Annotated in this window: 6 protein-coding genes and 2 pseudogenes; 4 read left to right on the forward strand and 4 right to left on the reverse strand. The window is 62.3% G+C overall.

The features are described 5' to 3' along the window. Positions 1-114: 114 nt before the first annotated feature. The 3 genes from E1B25_RS03315 to E1B25_RS03325 form a co-directional block, all read right to left on the reverse strand. Positions 115-435 (reverse strand): metallophosphoesterase, encoded by a 321-nt coding sequence (locus tag E1B25_RS03315; RefSeq protein ID WP_245510599.1) that lies wholly within the window; start codon positions 433-435, stop codon positions 115-117. Positions 436-517: 82 nt separating this feature from the next. After that, on the reverse strand, positions 518-3,682 hold the full coding sequence (locus E1B25_RS03320) for a UvrD-helicase domain-containing protein (protein WP_132827261.1): 3,165 nt from the start codon (positions 3,680-3,682) through the stop codon (positions 518-520). Continuing rightward, positions 3,675-6,413 (reverse strand): PD-(D/E)XK nuclease family protein, encoded by a 2,739-nt coding sequence (locus E1B25_RS03325; RefSeq protein WP_132827262.1) that lies wholly within the window; start codon positions 6,411-6,413, stop codon positions 3,675-3,677. The genes E1B25_RS03320 and E1B25_RS03325 overlap by 8 nt, the downstream gene beginning before the upstream one ends. A gap of 93 nt (positions 6,414-6,506) precedes the next feature. Here E1B25_RS03325 and E1B25_RS03330 point away from each other — a divergent pair, with 93 nt between their 5' ends. The 4 genes and pseudogenes from E1B25_RS03330 to E1B25_RS03345 form a co-directional block, all read left to right on the forward strand. Next, the gene (locus E1B25_RS03330; RefSeq protein WP_245510600.1) at positions 6,507-8,174 is read left to right on the forward strand and encodes an ADP-ribosylglycohydrolase family protein; all 1,668 of its coding nucleotides are present in this window, start codon (positions 6,507-6,509) and stop codon (positions 8,172-8,174) included. After that, positions 8,171-8,506 (forward strand): hypothetical protein, encoded by a 336-nt coding sequence (locus tag E1B25_RS03335; RefSeq protein ID WP_132827264.1) that lies wholly within the window; start codon positions 8,171-8,173, stop codon positions 8,504-8,506. Before E1B25_RS03330 ends, E1B25_RS03335 begins: the two co-directional genes overlap by 4 nt. 40 nt (positions 8,507-8,546) lie before the next feature. Continuing rightward, positions 8,547-8,900: pseudogene (locus E1B25_RS03340) on the forward strand (IS66 family transposase); the annotation flags it as partial. Positions 8,901-8,913: 13 nt separating this feature from the next. After that, a pseudogene (locus E1B25_RS03345) lies at positions 8,914-9,228 on the forward strand (DDE-type integrase/transposase/recombinase); the annotation flags it as partial. A gap of 119 nt (positions 9,229-9,347) precedes the next feature. On the opposite strand, the gene E1B25_RS03350 reads toward E1B25_RS03345, so the two are convergent. Next, the gene (locus tag E1B25_RS03350) at positions 9,348-15,872 is read right to left on the reverse strand and encodes an AAA family ATPase (RefSeq protein WP_165937542.1); all 6,525 of its coding nucleotides are present in this window, start codon (positions 15,870-15,872) and stop codon (positions 9,348-9,350) included. Between the last annotated feature and the right edge of the window lie 34 nt (positions 15,873-15,906).

Here is a 15,906-nt window from a genome sequence, read left to right on the forward strand (position 1 = left end):
CCAACATCCCACACTGTGCTCCCCGATAGCCTCGGGGGCATTATCCACATCAGTGTAAGGGGGTCATTTTTGGACGCCGATCACCCCGCTACGGGGTCAATTTTGCATGCCTGTTCACAGTTCGACGTTCTTCTTCTGGTGTGCACGGAGGGGCAAACCGTTTTCGGGGTCGCGCGTGTGGAAGTGAATCGCGTTGAGCTCGTGGTTGCCCATGATGGCCTGCGCGCGACCTGCATCCGTAAGCTCGCGCACAATCTGGATGACAGCGCCGTTTTCGGGGCCACGATCGATGAAGTCGCCAAGAAAAACGATTTGCCGGTCAGGTTCCGGGTGCGACCACGTCAGCCCGTTGCGCTGCCAACCGAGATTTTTCAGTGCCACGCGCAGTTTCCCGGCTTGCCCGTGGATATCAGGGATGATGTCGGTAATGCTCATAGGGACGGGGTCTCTTTCTGGCAAACGGAACAGCAAGACACTGGATAGGTCGAATATGGTGGGTGCCTTGATTTTCTACGGTTCATTTTGTTCCGACTCCACTTAAAATCTCCAGTTGAGCCCGATCAATCCAGTGCACCGCCACATCTGGCGGCGACGATTTTTCTTGTTTCGCAAGCAGGCCCCTGTAGGCTGCCAACTGTGACAGATAGTTTGAAAAACTGCCCGAACCGCTCTTGTGGTCAAGGATCAGCCGCTTCCCTGGCCCCGTCGCCAGTAGGTCGATGAGCCCGTTGAATTCTGCACCTGACGCATCACGCTTCTGGATCGGCACTTCACATTCGATTTGCGTGTAACCCTCGGCGGTCAACCAAGCATTCAACGCACCAGCCTGGGCCTGCAGCACATCCAGCATAGCCTCGTCGAGCCCCGTTGCCGCAGACAGGCGTGGTCGCAGATCTGGCCGCATCAACAGAACACGCAGCGCCTTGTGCAGCGCTGTCCCTCTTTCGCTGGCCGTGGCCGCAAGGGTTACAGATTGCGGCGGAACGTCCAACGTCACAACACGCGTCTCAACTTCCTGCTGCGCCTCTGGCACGATCAACGATGGGCGGACACGCCAAGGCGTCTGTGTGCTCTCGATTGTCGGTCGCAGTTCACCAAACGCCACCCTGTCCGGAACCTCAGCGGGCCTCGCAAGTTCCGGCACGTCCGGTGCCTCGGCGCTGCAGATCAATGTGCGCGCCGGGAAACTGACGCCGCCCAACTTCAGACAGCCGGCCTCTGGCTCCATGTCGGCCTCGAGGACAAGCATTTCGGCGTGGTTCGCAGGCCCGTCGCTTTCACCGAGTTTCTTCAGTGCGAAATCCGGCCACTCAAGGATCAGTCGATCTCGCCCGCGGGTCAGGGCAACATAGAGAAGCCGCCGCGCATCCGCTTCCGATGCGGCCCGGCGATCAGCGATGAAGATCTCTTTCTTTTCCTTGATGGGCAGGTCGGGCGTCCAAATCAAATGGGCCCGCTCAAGGATCGCACCGAGATCGCTGAAATCCGTAAACTCCGCGCGCAAGCTACCCGGCTTCTCGCCGATTTTTTTGTCGAGGCCGACAACCACGGTGATCGGCCATTCCCGACCTTTGGAGGCGTGCCATGTGACGATCTCGACCCCCTGGCCCTGGCTCTGCCCCGGATCTGGGTGGCGGTCGAAATCGCGCTCATCGCGGCGTGCCTCGAGCCATCCCAGAAAAACCTGCGCGCTTGCCCCGTGGAACCCCGCCGCCGCCTTGAAGTCTCGATGCGCAGCCACGAACTCGCTGACTTCCGATTGCAGCCGCATCAGATCGGCATGGGCCTGCGCCGCTTCCGGCAGGTGCGCAGCCCAGTCGAGGATGCCCCCTGCGTCGAGCACCCGCAGCAGCAGGGTTTCGAGCGGCATGGCAGGAGCGTTCCGGGCGACATCCCGCAAGGCGCCGAGTTCGGCACAGGTCTCCAGTTCGCCGTCCGCAAGCATCGTCATCGCCTGCAGAAGAGGCATCGTGACGGGACCAAGGGTCAGCAGCGCCAGAGCGGCATGGCGATCCGTCGGGTCCACCGCGAAGGCCAGCGCATTGCGCGCCGCCATGACGGCCGGTGACTCCAACCAGCCCGGCGCGTTGATGCGAACGGGCACGCCTTGGCGTTCGAGCGCGCTGGCATATCGCGCGGCCATGGAATGGGTCGGCGAGAGAATGGCAATATCGCGCGGCTCGACCGGGCGGAACGAGGGAGCTTTGGGATCGCCGTCCCGCTCTACGATCGGGCCGCCCTGTTCGAGTATGTCGGCTACACGCGCCGCCACATGCTCCTCGGGGCGTGATTTCTTCGAACGGCGCCCTTCAGAGATTCTCAGGATCTCGGCAAAGGTTTGTCCCGTCTCAGGCCGCTGCGGTTCGAGCGGTACATAGGTTTCCCCAAAAAGGCCTGCCGAGATGGCGTTCACCATCTGCATCAAGCGCGGATCGGATCGCCAGTTCCCGGTCAAAGGCGAGGCTGCCTCGGGGTTCTGTTTCTCGAGCGCCTCGCTGAGCCGCGGGTCAGCCCCCTGGAAACTCATAATGGATTGTTTGGTGTCGCCCACGATCAGGACGCGCTTTGCGGATTGCGCGATCCGCCACAGCAGCGCGAACTGTACCGGGTTCGTGTCCTGGAATTCGTCGATGATGACACAATCCACCTCGGCGAGGAGCGCCTCGAGAATTTCGGGGCGCTTGCGCAGCAGCCGCTCCGCGTCGCAGATCATGTCCGCGTAATCGATGACGCCCACCTCGCGCTTCATCTCGGCGTATTTCGACATCACTTCCTGTGCGCCGTGAACCAGGGCCGTGAGATGCGCGCAGGCGTCGTCCAATGGCCCTGGATGGACCGCGATATCAGAGGCCGCCGCGATGACGCCATCGGAAAGCGCGTCGTAGCCTTCCGGGGTGGGCGCGCCCCGTTTCGATTGGCGCAACTCGCCTAGCGACTTCCACAGCCCCCAATCGCGGCGCAACTCCCCGGGCCGCAAGGCTCGTTTCAGCGACTTGAAGTCCTTGGCGAAGGCTTTGCGCGCGGCATCCGACGTGGCATGGGCAGTCAGGTCATTCGGAAAGGCCGCCAGCAAGGCCTCGATCGCTGCTGTCAGACGCGCATCCAAAGGCGTGGCATCGCCCACGACCGGGCCATAAAGGTCGCGCAGGCGCGTCACGGCCGCATCAGCCAGCTTGGGATCGTCGCCGCTGTCGCCAAGTCCTCTCAGAAGATCGATCGTCGTGAGAATCCTGCTGCGAAAACTGTCTTCCTGGCTGGCGCTCGAGAAAAAGCTCGACCGGTAGCCAAAGCGCGGCAGGTCTGCTTTCACGGTATCCAGAGACGCGGCATGCGCCATTGCCTGACGGATAAGCAGGTCGCGCTCAGCCTCGGCCAGCGCGCGCGGCTGCGGAGAAGCCCCTGCGGCAAAGGCATGTTCTGACAAAATGCGCAGCCCCAACCCGTGGATGGTCGAGACATAGGCCTGTTCGACAGCCAGCGCGGCTTCGACCATGCCCTCTACCAAGAGGCTCGACCTGATCCGACCACGCAATTCGGCGGCCGCAGCTTCTGTGAAGGTCACGGCCAGAATGCGTTCGGGACCCACAAGCCCTTCCTTGACCCATTTGGTCAGGTCGGATTTGATCCGAAATGTTTTCCCCGAGCCGGCCCCCGCAGGAACGATCGTCAACCTCTCAGCCATTTATGCCCTCCATGCTGTCGGTTGTCTCGGTGCCCGGCATCATGAAGCGCGACACGAGAGGCGAGGCGTCTAGCGCATAGGGCGCCAAGTTGGCCGTTTTCTCGAAGAAGCTTCGATCCCCCTCGCTATTCAGCCGGATTACACCGGAGCCCACCTCGGCAAGCCGGGTGATCAGTAGGCCCATCGCGCTCGCCGAGATCTCGCCGGTCATCACCGTGACCACGCCATCGGGTGGCTCGAGCCCCTCAAGGAGAACCCCCTGATCATTGATAAGATGGTAGGCGACCCCGATCTTTGGGCTCCCTGCCAAGGCGGCTTCGAGCACTTCACCGGTTTTTTCCGGCCGCATGAGCATCGCACGGTAGAGGCCAAGCTGCAGATCCCAACCTGCTTCGAGGCGCGCCCGACGTTTTGCGGTACCGCTTTTCTTGTGATCGACGACCAGCAGGCTGCCATCAGCGATTTGCAACAAACAGTCTGCACGGCCGCGCAACAGGATACCCAGCGCCTCACCCCGGAGATTGATCTCATTGTCGATCACTCGGGCACCCAGCCCTTCGAGGGTGTCGCGCCAGACATGGGCTGCATTGCGGATATCGCGCTGAAGACCCTCCCGTTCGACAGCCCAGATCGAGCGCTGCAGGAAAGGCGCATATTTGCGGATGGCCAAGGTCAGCAACTCCGGCACGGCTTCTTCGATCTGGTCATGATCTGGAAGGGGCGCATCCTTCGGGAACAGAAACTCCAGCACGTCATGAGTGATCGTCCCCGATACCATGACGTTGAGCCCGTCGGGGGCCCATGTCACCGGTTCTGCCCTGAACTCTGACAGGCTCCAGGCCAGCGGGCTGACCAGAAGCGTCTCCAAGCGGCTTGGAGACTGAGGCCGCATGCGTCCATCATCAGCGAGACGCCGCCGCAGCAGATCACGACCCAAGCGCAACAGGCCATCTTTCGGCAAGGCGCTGGTCTGCGGCTCTGTCGTCGTCTGGAGGATACTGTGCGCGAAGGGCCAACGCGCTCGCGGGATCGAGCGCAGATCATGGATCAGGGCCTCGGCGTCTTCGGTGCGCTTCTGCCCGTTTCCGACCGTGCGCGCCACGAGCGACAGTGCGGCGGCGGCAGGCTGGCGGCCGCCATTCGGGGCAAAGACGGGGCGCAGAAGGGTCAACGACTCCGAGGCACTTAGAAATTGACGTCGCAGTTTCTCGAGGTGCCGCGCCAAGGTATCGCCACGCGTTTCGATCTGCAGGCCTGTCTTTTCCCGCAGGAGACGCAGTTCACCATCGAGAAATAGTGGAGAGGCCGAAACGGAGCGGGGCCAGCGATTGCCACTCATCCCCATGGCGATGAGATGCCGCGCTGGGCGCCAGGGCACGGCCCCTTCCGTAAAGACACTCACGCCCTCGACGAAGGCCTCGGACGGTGTAGGCTTGGGCGTCGTTGGTGTGGCCAAGCGAAATAGCGGTGTCCAGTCTAACGCATTGCTTTGCGACAGGACAGCGCGCAACGCCGCAAGCTTCGAGTGGAAGGCGGCGACGTCCTCGCGATGTTCGGATGCCTTTGTTAGGAGCTGTGCGGCTTGCTCCAAAGCCTGCAGGATGCCAGCTGGCGTCTGGGCGACAGGGTTACGCACCAGCGCATAGAAGCGCTGGGCACGGCCCGTCAGCGATCTGGCTGCGAAGGGTTCGAACCGGCCTTGCATGATCTCCCGGGATAATTGGAGCCCCGTTTCCGCAGGCCATGGCATTAACGGCGAGATGTAGAGACTGGTCAGCGCCATGGCCGGCGCTGGCGCCTGCAAGCACAGAAGAAGGTGGAGAAGCGTTTCTCCTGCGATGTCGCGCCGCGCAGGCTGGTCAGGAAGCCCGGAAATCGGAACACCTGCGTCATCGAACGCCCGTCGAAGGTGCGCGAAATACCCCACTTCGTCCGGCACCAACAATCCGATGTCGGCGGGCGATACGCCTTGGTCGATCAATCGCTGCGTACGCGCGGCCGCAAAATCGGCCTCTTCCGCCTCATCGCGGAGCGCGAAGAACGCAAGCGTTTCGTCGAGCGGCCCTGAAGGAATGGTCGCCCCGGTCAAACCTTGCTGCGCGCGCCACAAGCTCGTGCCCTCGGGCGCACCGGCCAGCAGCGGCGCACGCCGCGCCGCCCACTCTTTGCGAAAAGCCTCATCGGCAAGCCCGTGATGAGCAAGCAAATGCGCATGGAGGCGCCGTTCGATCGGCGTGGCAAAGCTGCAAAGATCGGCGGCCACCAAGGGTAATTGCTCGAGCGCATCTGCGGCAGTACAGCTCAGCACATGGGTATAAACCTGCAGGTTCTCCGCGAGCGCCGCCGGGGCTTGACGCCAGAGGTCGCAGAGCGCCGCGAGGTGCCTGTAAAGGCGAGTGTCAGGGTCAAGGCAGGCAAGATCGATCTCGTCCGGGCGCAGACCAGAGGTCGCCAGCGTCACGCTCCGCAGCGCCGCTGACACGGCCGCGGCTGTTTCAACCGGTGCCACTTCCATGCTGGCAGACCAAGGAAACGCCTCGTCTGCCAAGACAGCGTTCAAGTTAATGGTTTGTGGGCGGGGGGCCAGATAGGTCTCGGCAAGCAGGTCGGATGTGATCGTCCGGAAGGCGCCGGTCCCGGCATAGACAGTCACCAAAGGCTCAAGACCAATCATCCGCTCCTCCTCGTCCTCATAGGTATCGACCCACATCTGCTCGTTCTTGCCTCGCATGGAGCGGCGCGTTCAAGCCAAGGCCTCAGGCGGAGCAACGAATCGAGACGATACGTGGTCCTCTAACCCCTGTTCAGGAAAAGTCTTTCTGGAATGGCCGCAAGTTTCAACCCACCCCTCTGCTCGGTACGTCCGGAAATGACGCGTCCACGATGTAGTCTCAAAACGAATCGAGACGAGAAGGAGATGCAATTGGTTCGAACGAGTATTTCCCACCCCCTGCGCATTGATGAACTGTCCCTCGGGAATGGACGTTTGGGCATCACCTTTTGCCCGGGCAAGAAAGGTGACAGCGTCTTTGGTGCCGCTTGGGATCGCGATCTCGATCACGATATGGCGGCCATCAAAAGTTGGGGTGCGGATGCGGTCTTGACCCTGATCGAGGACCATGAATTCGACTTGCTCGGTGTGCCGCGACTTGGCGATGCCGTGAAAGCCTGTGGCATCGACTGGGTCTACTTCCCTGTCCGGGATCTGGATGTTCCCACCTCGGCAGCCATGGATGGCTGGAGGGCGCTGTCGCCGAGACTGCACAAGATTCTCGAAGGCGGAGGGCGCATCGTCGTCCATTGCCGCGGTGGCCTTGGACGCGCCGGAACGATTGCTGCATTGCTGTTGACCGAACGCGGTTGCTCGGCCCCGCAAGCCATCTGCGATGTGCGTGCCGTGCGCCCCGGAGCGATCGAAACTGGCGAACAGGAGCGCTGGCTGACCCGTCGCGCGCGGCACTACGGCCTTCCCGGAATTCGGCTACATGCAAGCCTGCTCGGTGGCGCGTTGGGCGACAGTCTGGGCGCTGAAATCGAGTTTCTGTCACGCGACGCGATCCAGAGACGATACCCGGAAGGATTGACGGAGTTGCCGCCGCACCAAGGATTGCGCGGTGCTATTACCGATGACACCCAGATGACCCTGTTTACCGCAGAAGGGATCATCCGCGCCCATGTTCGCGGTGCGCTCAAAGGCATCTGCCACCCGCCCTCTGTGGTGCACCACGCCCTTTTGCGCTGGTATCGTACGCAAGGCGGCAAGCCCCGTGTTGCGACGGATGACATAGGCCTGATCACGGATCGGCGGCTCTGGGTCCGGCGCGCGCCTGGAATGACCTGCCTGTCAGCCCTCTCCGAAAGCCAGCACTTCGGGACGCCTGCACAGAATGGCAGCAAGGGCTGCGGCACGATCATGCGCGTGGCCCCGGTGGCTTTGATGGTGCCTCGCGAACAGGTCCGCCCCTTGGCGATCGAGATGTCGGCCCTGACACATGGACACCCAACCGGGCAACTGGCCGCCGCAGCATGGGCCGAGATGCTCGCCGACGTGGCCGGTGGATCGAGACTTGAGGAAACCGCAAAAACGATTGCCGCGCAATACGAACGTCTCGATGGCGGTCAGGAAACCGCCCATGCAATTCGCAAGGCGCTCGATGCACCGCGTGACGGGACGCCCGAGACGGTCGAGTCACTTGGTGGCGGCTGGACTGCCGAAGAGGCTCTTTCGATCGCGCTCTATGCTTGCGTCGCGGGCAAATCCTTCGACGACGCGCTCCAGATCGCCGTGCTGCATGGCGGAGACAGCGACTCGACCGGCGCGATCGCGGGCAACATGCTTGGGCTGATAGATCCCGCAGCGGTTCTGCAACATCGCTGGGCATCTGCGATCCAGGGGGCCGACATTATGGCTCGATTGGTACATGATTACTTGCTTTTGAAAAATGAAAACGAGGGCGCGGAACTGCTGGTCGGCGCTTATCCGGGGGTATGAAAAAAATGCAAAATCGTGATGAACATGGCTGCAAGGTGCAGCCCGCCACTGAAGCCACGCAACAGGCGCTGCGGCCCCCTATCTCTCTGGATCGGGAAATCGACGCAATGCTTGTTTCCGATGCCTATCTCTTTCGCGGCAAGGATCGCAATGCGCTGGAGGTATTGGCTTTCCGGGTGCTGGGTGAGCTTCTCAGGATGAACCCATTGGGCTCCAATGAGGCGTCCTTCATGTCACAGATCAGCAGGCTCGTACCGGGTAAAACCGATATCGAATATCAGGCGATTTATCAGCGGGCACTTGATGAATGGACGGAGGCATATGGCTATTGACGCGCGCCTTGTCTCTCCACAAACAGCACAATCAGACACCCACCATCGCACCCGTGTCGCGAGAAAATCGCCCCTGGGCGAGGCCCTGAAATACATCGCCAAATACTGGGACGGCCTCTGCCTGTTCCTGACCGATAGTCGGATTGAGCTCGACAACAACACCGTCGAGCGAACCATCCGCCCCATAGCATTGAACCGGAAGAACGCCCTCTTCGCCGGCCACGATGCCGGGGCGGAGAACTGGGCTGCCATCGCCTCGCTGATCGAGACCTGCAAGCTAAACTCCTTCGAGCCCCACGCCTGGTTGGCCGCGACCCTCAGCGCCATCGCGACCGGCCACATGCAAAGCCGGGTCGAAGAACGGCTGCCCTGGAACTACCCCTGCAAGGTGTGATCGGAACACCGGTTACGGTAATCCGGAAGTGATCGTGACTGAAAAACTTCGGTCATACGGTGCGGCGATGAAGATCGTGGGAAATGTTCATCGACAGGAAACAGGCCGCTGGCTAAACAACAAGGCCGAGAATTCACATCTGCCATTTCGACGACGGGAGCGGGCCATGCTAAGTTTCCGGCGGATGCGAAGTTTGCGGAAATTCGTCGCCGTCCATGCTTCCGTTTACAACCATTTCAACCAGGAACGACATCTCTACAGCCGGACCAATTTCAAGCTCAATCGGGCCGCCGCTTTTGCCGAATGGCGCGGTCTCGGCTCGGCATAAGGGACAGCCTCACTGACCTTGCAGAGACGAGTTTGCATTCGTCTGACAGCACCGCTACCGGGGCCGGGCGGGTCTCGGCAAGAGGGGGGCCAATCGTTTGGGGGTGGGACACGGCGCCCCTATTTCTCCAGCGCCTCGATCCCGCTCCAGCCCTCTGGCAGATCCGTGCGGGCCAGCTTCCGGGCCCGTTCGGCAAGCTGTCTGGCGGCCTTGTCCTGCGGATTGGCGTCGGCGATTTCGGCAAACCCGGCCTCTGCCGTTGCGAAACGCCCCGCGCGCAGCGCCGCCAGCGCGGCCTCGAACGCGGGGCGGGTGTCCGTTTTCATCCGGGCGCTGTCGGTCGGGTCGGCGGCGAAGATTTCGTACACCACAACAGGTTTGTTCCGCCCGGCCACGCGCACCACGTCCAGTTGTCGGTGCGGGTAGGCGGCGGGATCGGGTAGTGCGGCGATCACCTCTTCCGATGCGGCGATGCCGATACCGTAGCGCGCCGTGAGCCCCTCCAGTCGCGCGGCGAGATTGACCGCGTCGGACACGACATTTCCGCTCATCCGGTTCTTGTCCCCCATGATCCCCATGATCAGATCGCCGGTATGCAGCCCGATCCCGGTGGTGACAGGCGCCTGGCCCCGTGTCTCGCGGTCGGCATTGAAGCGGCGCAGTTCGTGCATCATTTCGACCGCCGCCTGCACACCATCGCGCGGCCTGCCCGGGAACAGCGACATGATCCCGTCGCCAAGGAATTGGTTCACCACGCCGTTGTTCTTGTGCACCAGCGGACCGAGACTGCCGAAATATTCGTTCAGAAAGGCAAAGGTCTCTGCCGGACCGCTCTTTTCCGCAAACCCGGTGAAGCCGCGGATATCCGAAAACATCACGGTCATCTGCCGTTCGACATTGTTGCCCAGTTCGATGTCCAGAATACTGTCGCGCTCCAGAAAGCGCAGAAATTCGATCGGCACAAACCGTTCATAGGCGGTCGACAGGCGGGCCAGTTCGATGTGCGCATGCATCCGTGCCGACAGTTCTTCGCGGGAAAACGGTTTGGCCAGATAGTCCGTGGCGCCCACCTCAAACCCCGCACGCAGGTTCTCGACCTGGTTCTTGGCGGTCAGCATCACCACAGGCAGGACCGCAGCCGGGCGGGTGGCCCGGATGCGGCGGCACACTTCGAATCCCGACATGCCCGGCATCATCACGTCCAGCAGCACGATATCGGGATCGAACCCGTCCTCGAGCTTGCGCAACCCCTCGGGTCCGTCCTGTGCCATCTCGATCCCGAACCCTTCGAGTTCCATGAAGTTGCGCAGCACTTCGAGGTTGATCGGGTCGTCGTCGATCAGCAAGGCGCGGTATTGCCGTTCCTTTTGATCCGTATCGCGCCGCCGGATGATCGGTTGCACCGTGGCGATGTCGGAGAAGGCCCCGGGATGAAACAGCTTGGTCCCGTCACCGGGGCGGGCTTGCGACATTGCCCCCGGCAAAAGCCGTGAGACAGTCTTGCTCTCGACCGGCTGGGCCGCGTCATCCGTGACCGCGATATCGAACGAGAGGGTCGTGCCGTGCCCCTCGCGGCTGTCGACCGTGATGTGCCCGCCATGCATCTCGACCAGGCTCTTGGTGATCGCGAGGCCCAGGCCGACCCCGCCAAATGCGCTTTCATCCGAGGCATCCAGCTTGCGGAAGCTTTCGAAGATGGTCGTCTGCGCCTCAAGCGGGATGCCCATGCCGGTGTCCGAGACAGTGACCTGCGCGCGGCCCTCACGCAGGTCCAACCCCACAGTAACCCGCCCGCCGGGGGAAAATTTGATCGCGTTGTCGACAAGGTTGAACAAGATCTGCTGCAAACGGTTTTCATCGGCCAGCAGCGCCCGCGCGTCCTTGGGCACCTCGTTGATCAATTCGACGCCGTTCTGCGCCGCGCGGGGGGCCATCACGCAGAACACCACATCGACCAACGCGCAAAGGTCCAGCGGCTTGGGCTGCAGGCTCAGTTCGCCTTCGCGCAATCGCGACAGGTCCAGGATATCGGTCACCAGATGCGACAGGCGCTCTCCCGAGAAGACGATCAGCTTCAGCGTGTCCAGCGCCGGGTCCGGAAGAGGCCCCTTGGCGCCTTCGATCAGCGCCTCGGCCAGCCCAATGATGCCGTTGAGCGGCGTGCGCAGTTCGTGGCTGGTGGTGGCGAGGAATTCGTCCTTCAACCGGTTGACCCGGGCCAGTTCCTCGGTGGCGCGCTTTTCCAACTCCAGCGCCTCGGATTGCCTTGCATACAGCAGCGCGTTCGACAGCGATATTGCCGCCAGCGAGGCCAGCGTCGACAGGATTTCCTGACGCTGGACCGTGAACACGCCTTCTGAGAGCGAGTTTTCCAGATGCAGAACCGCCTGCAGCCCATGCTGGCCCACCACCGGCAGGCACATCAGCGATTTCGGCGCGCGGGCGCGAACATAGGCCCGCCGGGCGTGGCGCGACGCCGACCGGGCATCCGACAGGATCACTGTATCGCGCGAAGCCGCCACTTGGGCGACCAACTCGCGCGGATACTTGGCCGGGTCAAGCGTGTTGACCTCGCCGCCATCGGTGCAGATGGTGATATCGGGCGCGACCCCTTGCATCCGCCCTTCGGCGGCCAGCCGCAGCTGCCCGTCATCATGCATCAGATATAGCGATCCGGCATCGGCCCCGGCATTTTCCAGCGTGATCTGCATCAGCCGTTTGAGCAGCGTGTCCAGTTCGGTGACTTCCAGGATCAGATGGCTGGCCTTGATGACCGAGGTGACATCAAGCGCATCATCTGCAGAGGCGGGCACCGAAGCCGGCACCGGTTCGACCAGATCGGGCCAGTCGGCCTCGAGCGCACGCAGCTTGTTGGTCGCGCCCCACCGGGCATAGGCGCGATGCGCGCGCCGCAGATATCCCGCGCAACCCGCGCTGTCCCCGGTTTCCTGCGCGAGAGCAGCGGCACATTCGCAGGCAATGCCAAGATAGCTCCAGGCGCCGCTTTCCTCGGCCTTGCGCAACGCCTCCTCGTAAAGTGCGCGCGCCTGGTCGGTGGCCCCGTTCATGCGGCGCTCTTCGGCCTTCAGCAGCGGATACTGATACAGGTGGTTGGTGGGGTACTTCTCGGTCATCCGCCTGAGCGCTGCGAGATGTTTGCGCAGCTGCACACGGCGTTTTCGGGGCGACGGTGCCGACAAGTGGCGACCGGTGCGGGTCAGGCTCAGCCCCAGAAGCAGATGATAATCGACAAATTCCGGGCCAAGCGTGGCAAAGCCCAACTGCGCCCGCAGCTTGGTGCTGATTTCCCCGACCATCCCCCAGTCGCCAAAGATATGGGTCAGCAGCAGTTCGGTGGTGCAGAAGGACCCGACAGATGCCTCGCCGATCATCTGGTCTTCGATCTGGCGATCGTCCTGGGTCCACAGCCCGGTTTCGCCGGGATTGCTCAGCCGGGCCACCGCACGGCGATAGATGCAGGTGATGGAGCTCAGCACCTCATGGCGCAGCCGACGATCATAGCGCTCGTACTCCACCAATTGATCGGCGATGCGATCCAGCGGTTCACACATCAGCCATGCGTATTTCAGCAGGCTGTAATAGTAGTACCCGACATATTCGAGGTCCGATGCGGTCCAACTCTGGACCAGCCCGACGCGCAATAGCGCACACAGATCGTCGTAGCGGCGGAAATGCCAGGCCAGGACGACGCTGTAGGTATAGGTGAACCGCCCGCGCACCAGCGGGTGGATATTCCGCGGCTCCAGAAGCTTGAACAGGTTGGTGCCGATTTCATAGGCCTTGTCGACCGAATTGAAGGCCAGATAGATGACGATGGCGTAATTCTGGATCGAGAACAGCCCGGCACTGGTCAGCCCCTTGCGCAGGGTCAGGCGGAACATGCGCAGTGAGATCAGGACGAAGAGGTCCTTGTTTTGCAGAAAAGCCGGGGTCGAGACGATCATCAACATCTCGATCAGCTGCTCGGACTTGGGGTCGTCCATATCCGGCAGTTTGGAGAAATCGAGAACATCATGCCGGCGCAGGTCGATCTGCGTGCCGATCAGCTGGGTCATGATCTTTGGGCCGGGGGCGCCGCCCAGATTGACGCCCAGAAGTTTCAGCCCCTCGACGCCGAATTTGATCGCCTTTTCATACTCTGAACGCGAGGTGAACAGGGTGACGAGGGTCTGATAAACCCGCGCCTTTTCCGCGTCCGAGGCGAGATGGGCAATCAATTCCTGAAAATGCGGTTCTGCAGCGGCAAAGCCGCCGGACATGAACGCGGCCTCCATCGCCTCGGTGCGCAGGTTTTGGGTGACTTCGGGGGCGGTGGCCCAGTCGACGCCGGAGATGCGGGCGGGCAGGCTGTCGGCCAGCGACAGGTATCCCGCCGCGATGCCATAGGCGGCAACGGCCTTGGCCCGGCGGGCGCCGTGAATTGCGCCCTGCGTCACCCGCCGCCCGATCTCGGGGTCGGTGATCAGGGCGGCGCCCATCGCGATCTGATCCATCGCGCTGAACAGGCGGTCATCCTCTTCCGGGGTCTCGATATCGCGCAGCAGAAACGCGCCGATCTCGTAGTGCAGCTGCACGCGCCGGTCTTCGGGGATCGACCGGTACGCGGCATCGCGCACCATGTCATGGCTGAACTTGAAAACCCCGGTCTCGTCTCCCCCGACCTTGGCCCCGACCTTGGCCCGGACCTTGGCGACAAACCCCTCGCTGATCGCCTCACCCAGATCGTCGAGAATTTCCTTCTCGCTTTGATCCGATACGATCCGCAGCGATGCGGCTGCGAAACTGGTGCCGAAGGCCGCGGCCAGCCGCAGCGCCGCCACTGTGCGCGGCGACAGTTTTTGAATGCGCTCGGTCATCAAATGCGCGACATCGACCTCGACCATCCGTTCGGTGACCGCATCCATCACCCATTGCCACTTGCCCGACACGGGGTCAAAGCGGATTGCACCTTCGCGGTAGAGCGCAATCAGCAGCCGGTGGACGTGAAACGCGTTGCCTTGGGTCTTGACCGCGATGACACCGGCCAGTTCGTCGACATCGACCTTGGGATCAAGATGCATCGTGTCTATGATCAACTGCCGGATATCGGCATCCGACAACGGGCCGACCTCCAGATGCGCGACGGTGCCGCCGGCATCAGAGACCGCATCGAAGAGCCTGCGTACGGGGTGACCTTCGGCTGTTTCATTGTCTCGGTAAGCCCCGACAATCAGGAAATGCGTTGGCGAGGCGGTCAGAAAGATATCTTCCAAAAGCCGGACAGACTCCGTGTCCGCCCATTGCAGATCATCGAGAAACATGATGACCGGTGCCGAGGCGTCCGACAGCGTTTCGAAAAACGCCTGCATGGAGACCCGGAACCGTTGGTTGGTTTCCATCGGGTCGACCGGGGTTTCCGCTTGGATGTCGCCGACGATATGCCTCAGCTCTGGCAGGAACTCGCTGACAACCGACAGGTTGTCGCCCAATGCCTCGGTCAGCGCGGTGCGGAACCGCGCGACCGTATCCTCGCCCTTGGCAAGCTTTTCCAGGATCAGATTGCGCAACGCTTGACGCAGACCCAGATAAGGCAGGCCGTGGATTTCCTCGTATTTCCCAGAAATAAAGACCGGCTCGGCACCGTGGCTCGTCAGGGTGCGCAGGGTTTCGACCAGCGCGGTCTTGCCCGACCCGCTGGGGCCGCTGACCATCAAGAGGCCGGCGCCACCCTCGATTACCGCATCAAAGACCTGGCGCAACTGCGCTTGTGCGGCGGCGCGCCCGTAAAGCTTGTCGGGAATGGCAAAGGTCGCCTGCTGGTCACGCACGCCCAATGCAAAGTCTGGCAACGTGCCATTGCGCAGGAAGGCATCGCGGCAAAGCCGCAGGTCGGCCAGCAGACCATAGGCGGTCTGGTATCTGTTACCGGGCGCCTTTTCCAAAAGCCGGGCGACGATCCGCGACAGCGCCTCCTGGCCCGGTTTCTCGGGCGCGATCCTGACGGCTGGCACCGCCAGATGCATGTGCAGCAGCTCCAGTTTGTCGATGCTTTCAAACGGCGGCGCGCCGGTCAGCATCTCGTAGAAGATCACGCCAAGCGCATAGAGGTCGGCGCGGGTGTCTGGCCTTGTGTCCGTGCGCCCGCTCTGCTCGGGTGCGCAATAGACGATTTCCGAGACATCACGCCCCTCGATATCCGACGGGTGTTCCCGAGGGCGCACCAAGCATTCCGGATGCAGCGCCAGCTTGAGCTCGCGCCGTTCGGCATGCACGAACACCGCATCCGGGGTCAGACGCCCATGCGCGATGTGCCGGTTGTGCAGAACCTCGACGGCCTCGGTCAGCTGGACGGCAAAGCCCAGGAACATGTCGGTACGCATCCGGCTCTTCCGGATCAGCCGCGACAGGCGCATTCCGGGCGGATCCTCCATCACCAAAGACAGGGCTTTGGCGCTGCGGTCCACCGAAAGCGGCTGTGCCAGCGTGGCGCTGGGGCGGTCCTGGAACAACTCCAACCGCTCTTCCAGTCGCTTCGTCAGGTCAGCTGTGACCGGCGCCCCGTCCCAGACCAAGACCGACGCCCCGTCGGCCCCGGTGGCAGAGCGGTAGGGGCCGGATGCGGCGTCCTGCCGATACCGGGTCATGCTTGTGCCATCTGGTCTGCGTGCGCCATGGTTC

The sequence above is a fragment of the Antarcticimicrobium sediminis genome, assembly GCF_004348975.1.
Taxonomy (GTDB): Bacteria; Pseudomonadota; Alphaproteobacteria; order Rhodobacterales; family Rhodobacteraceae; genus Antarcticimicrobium; species Antarcticimicrobium sediminis.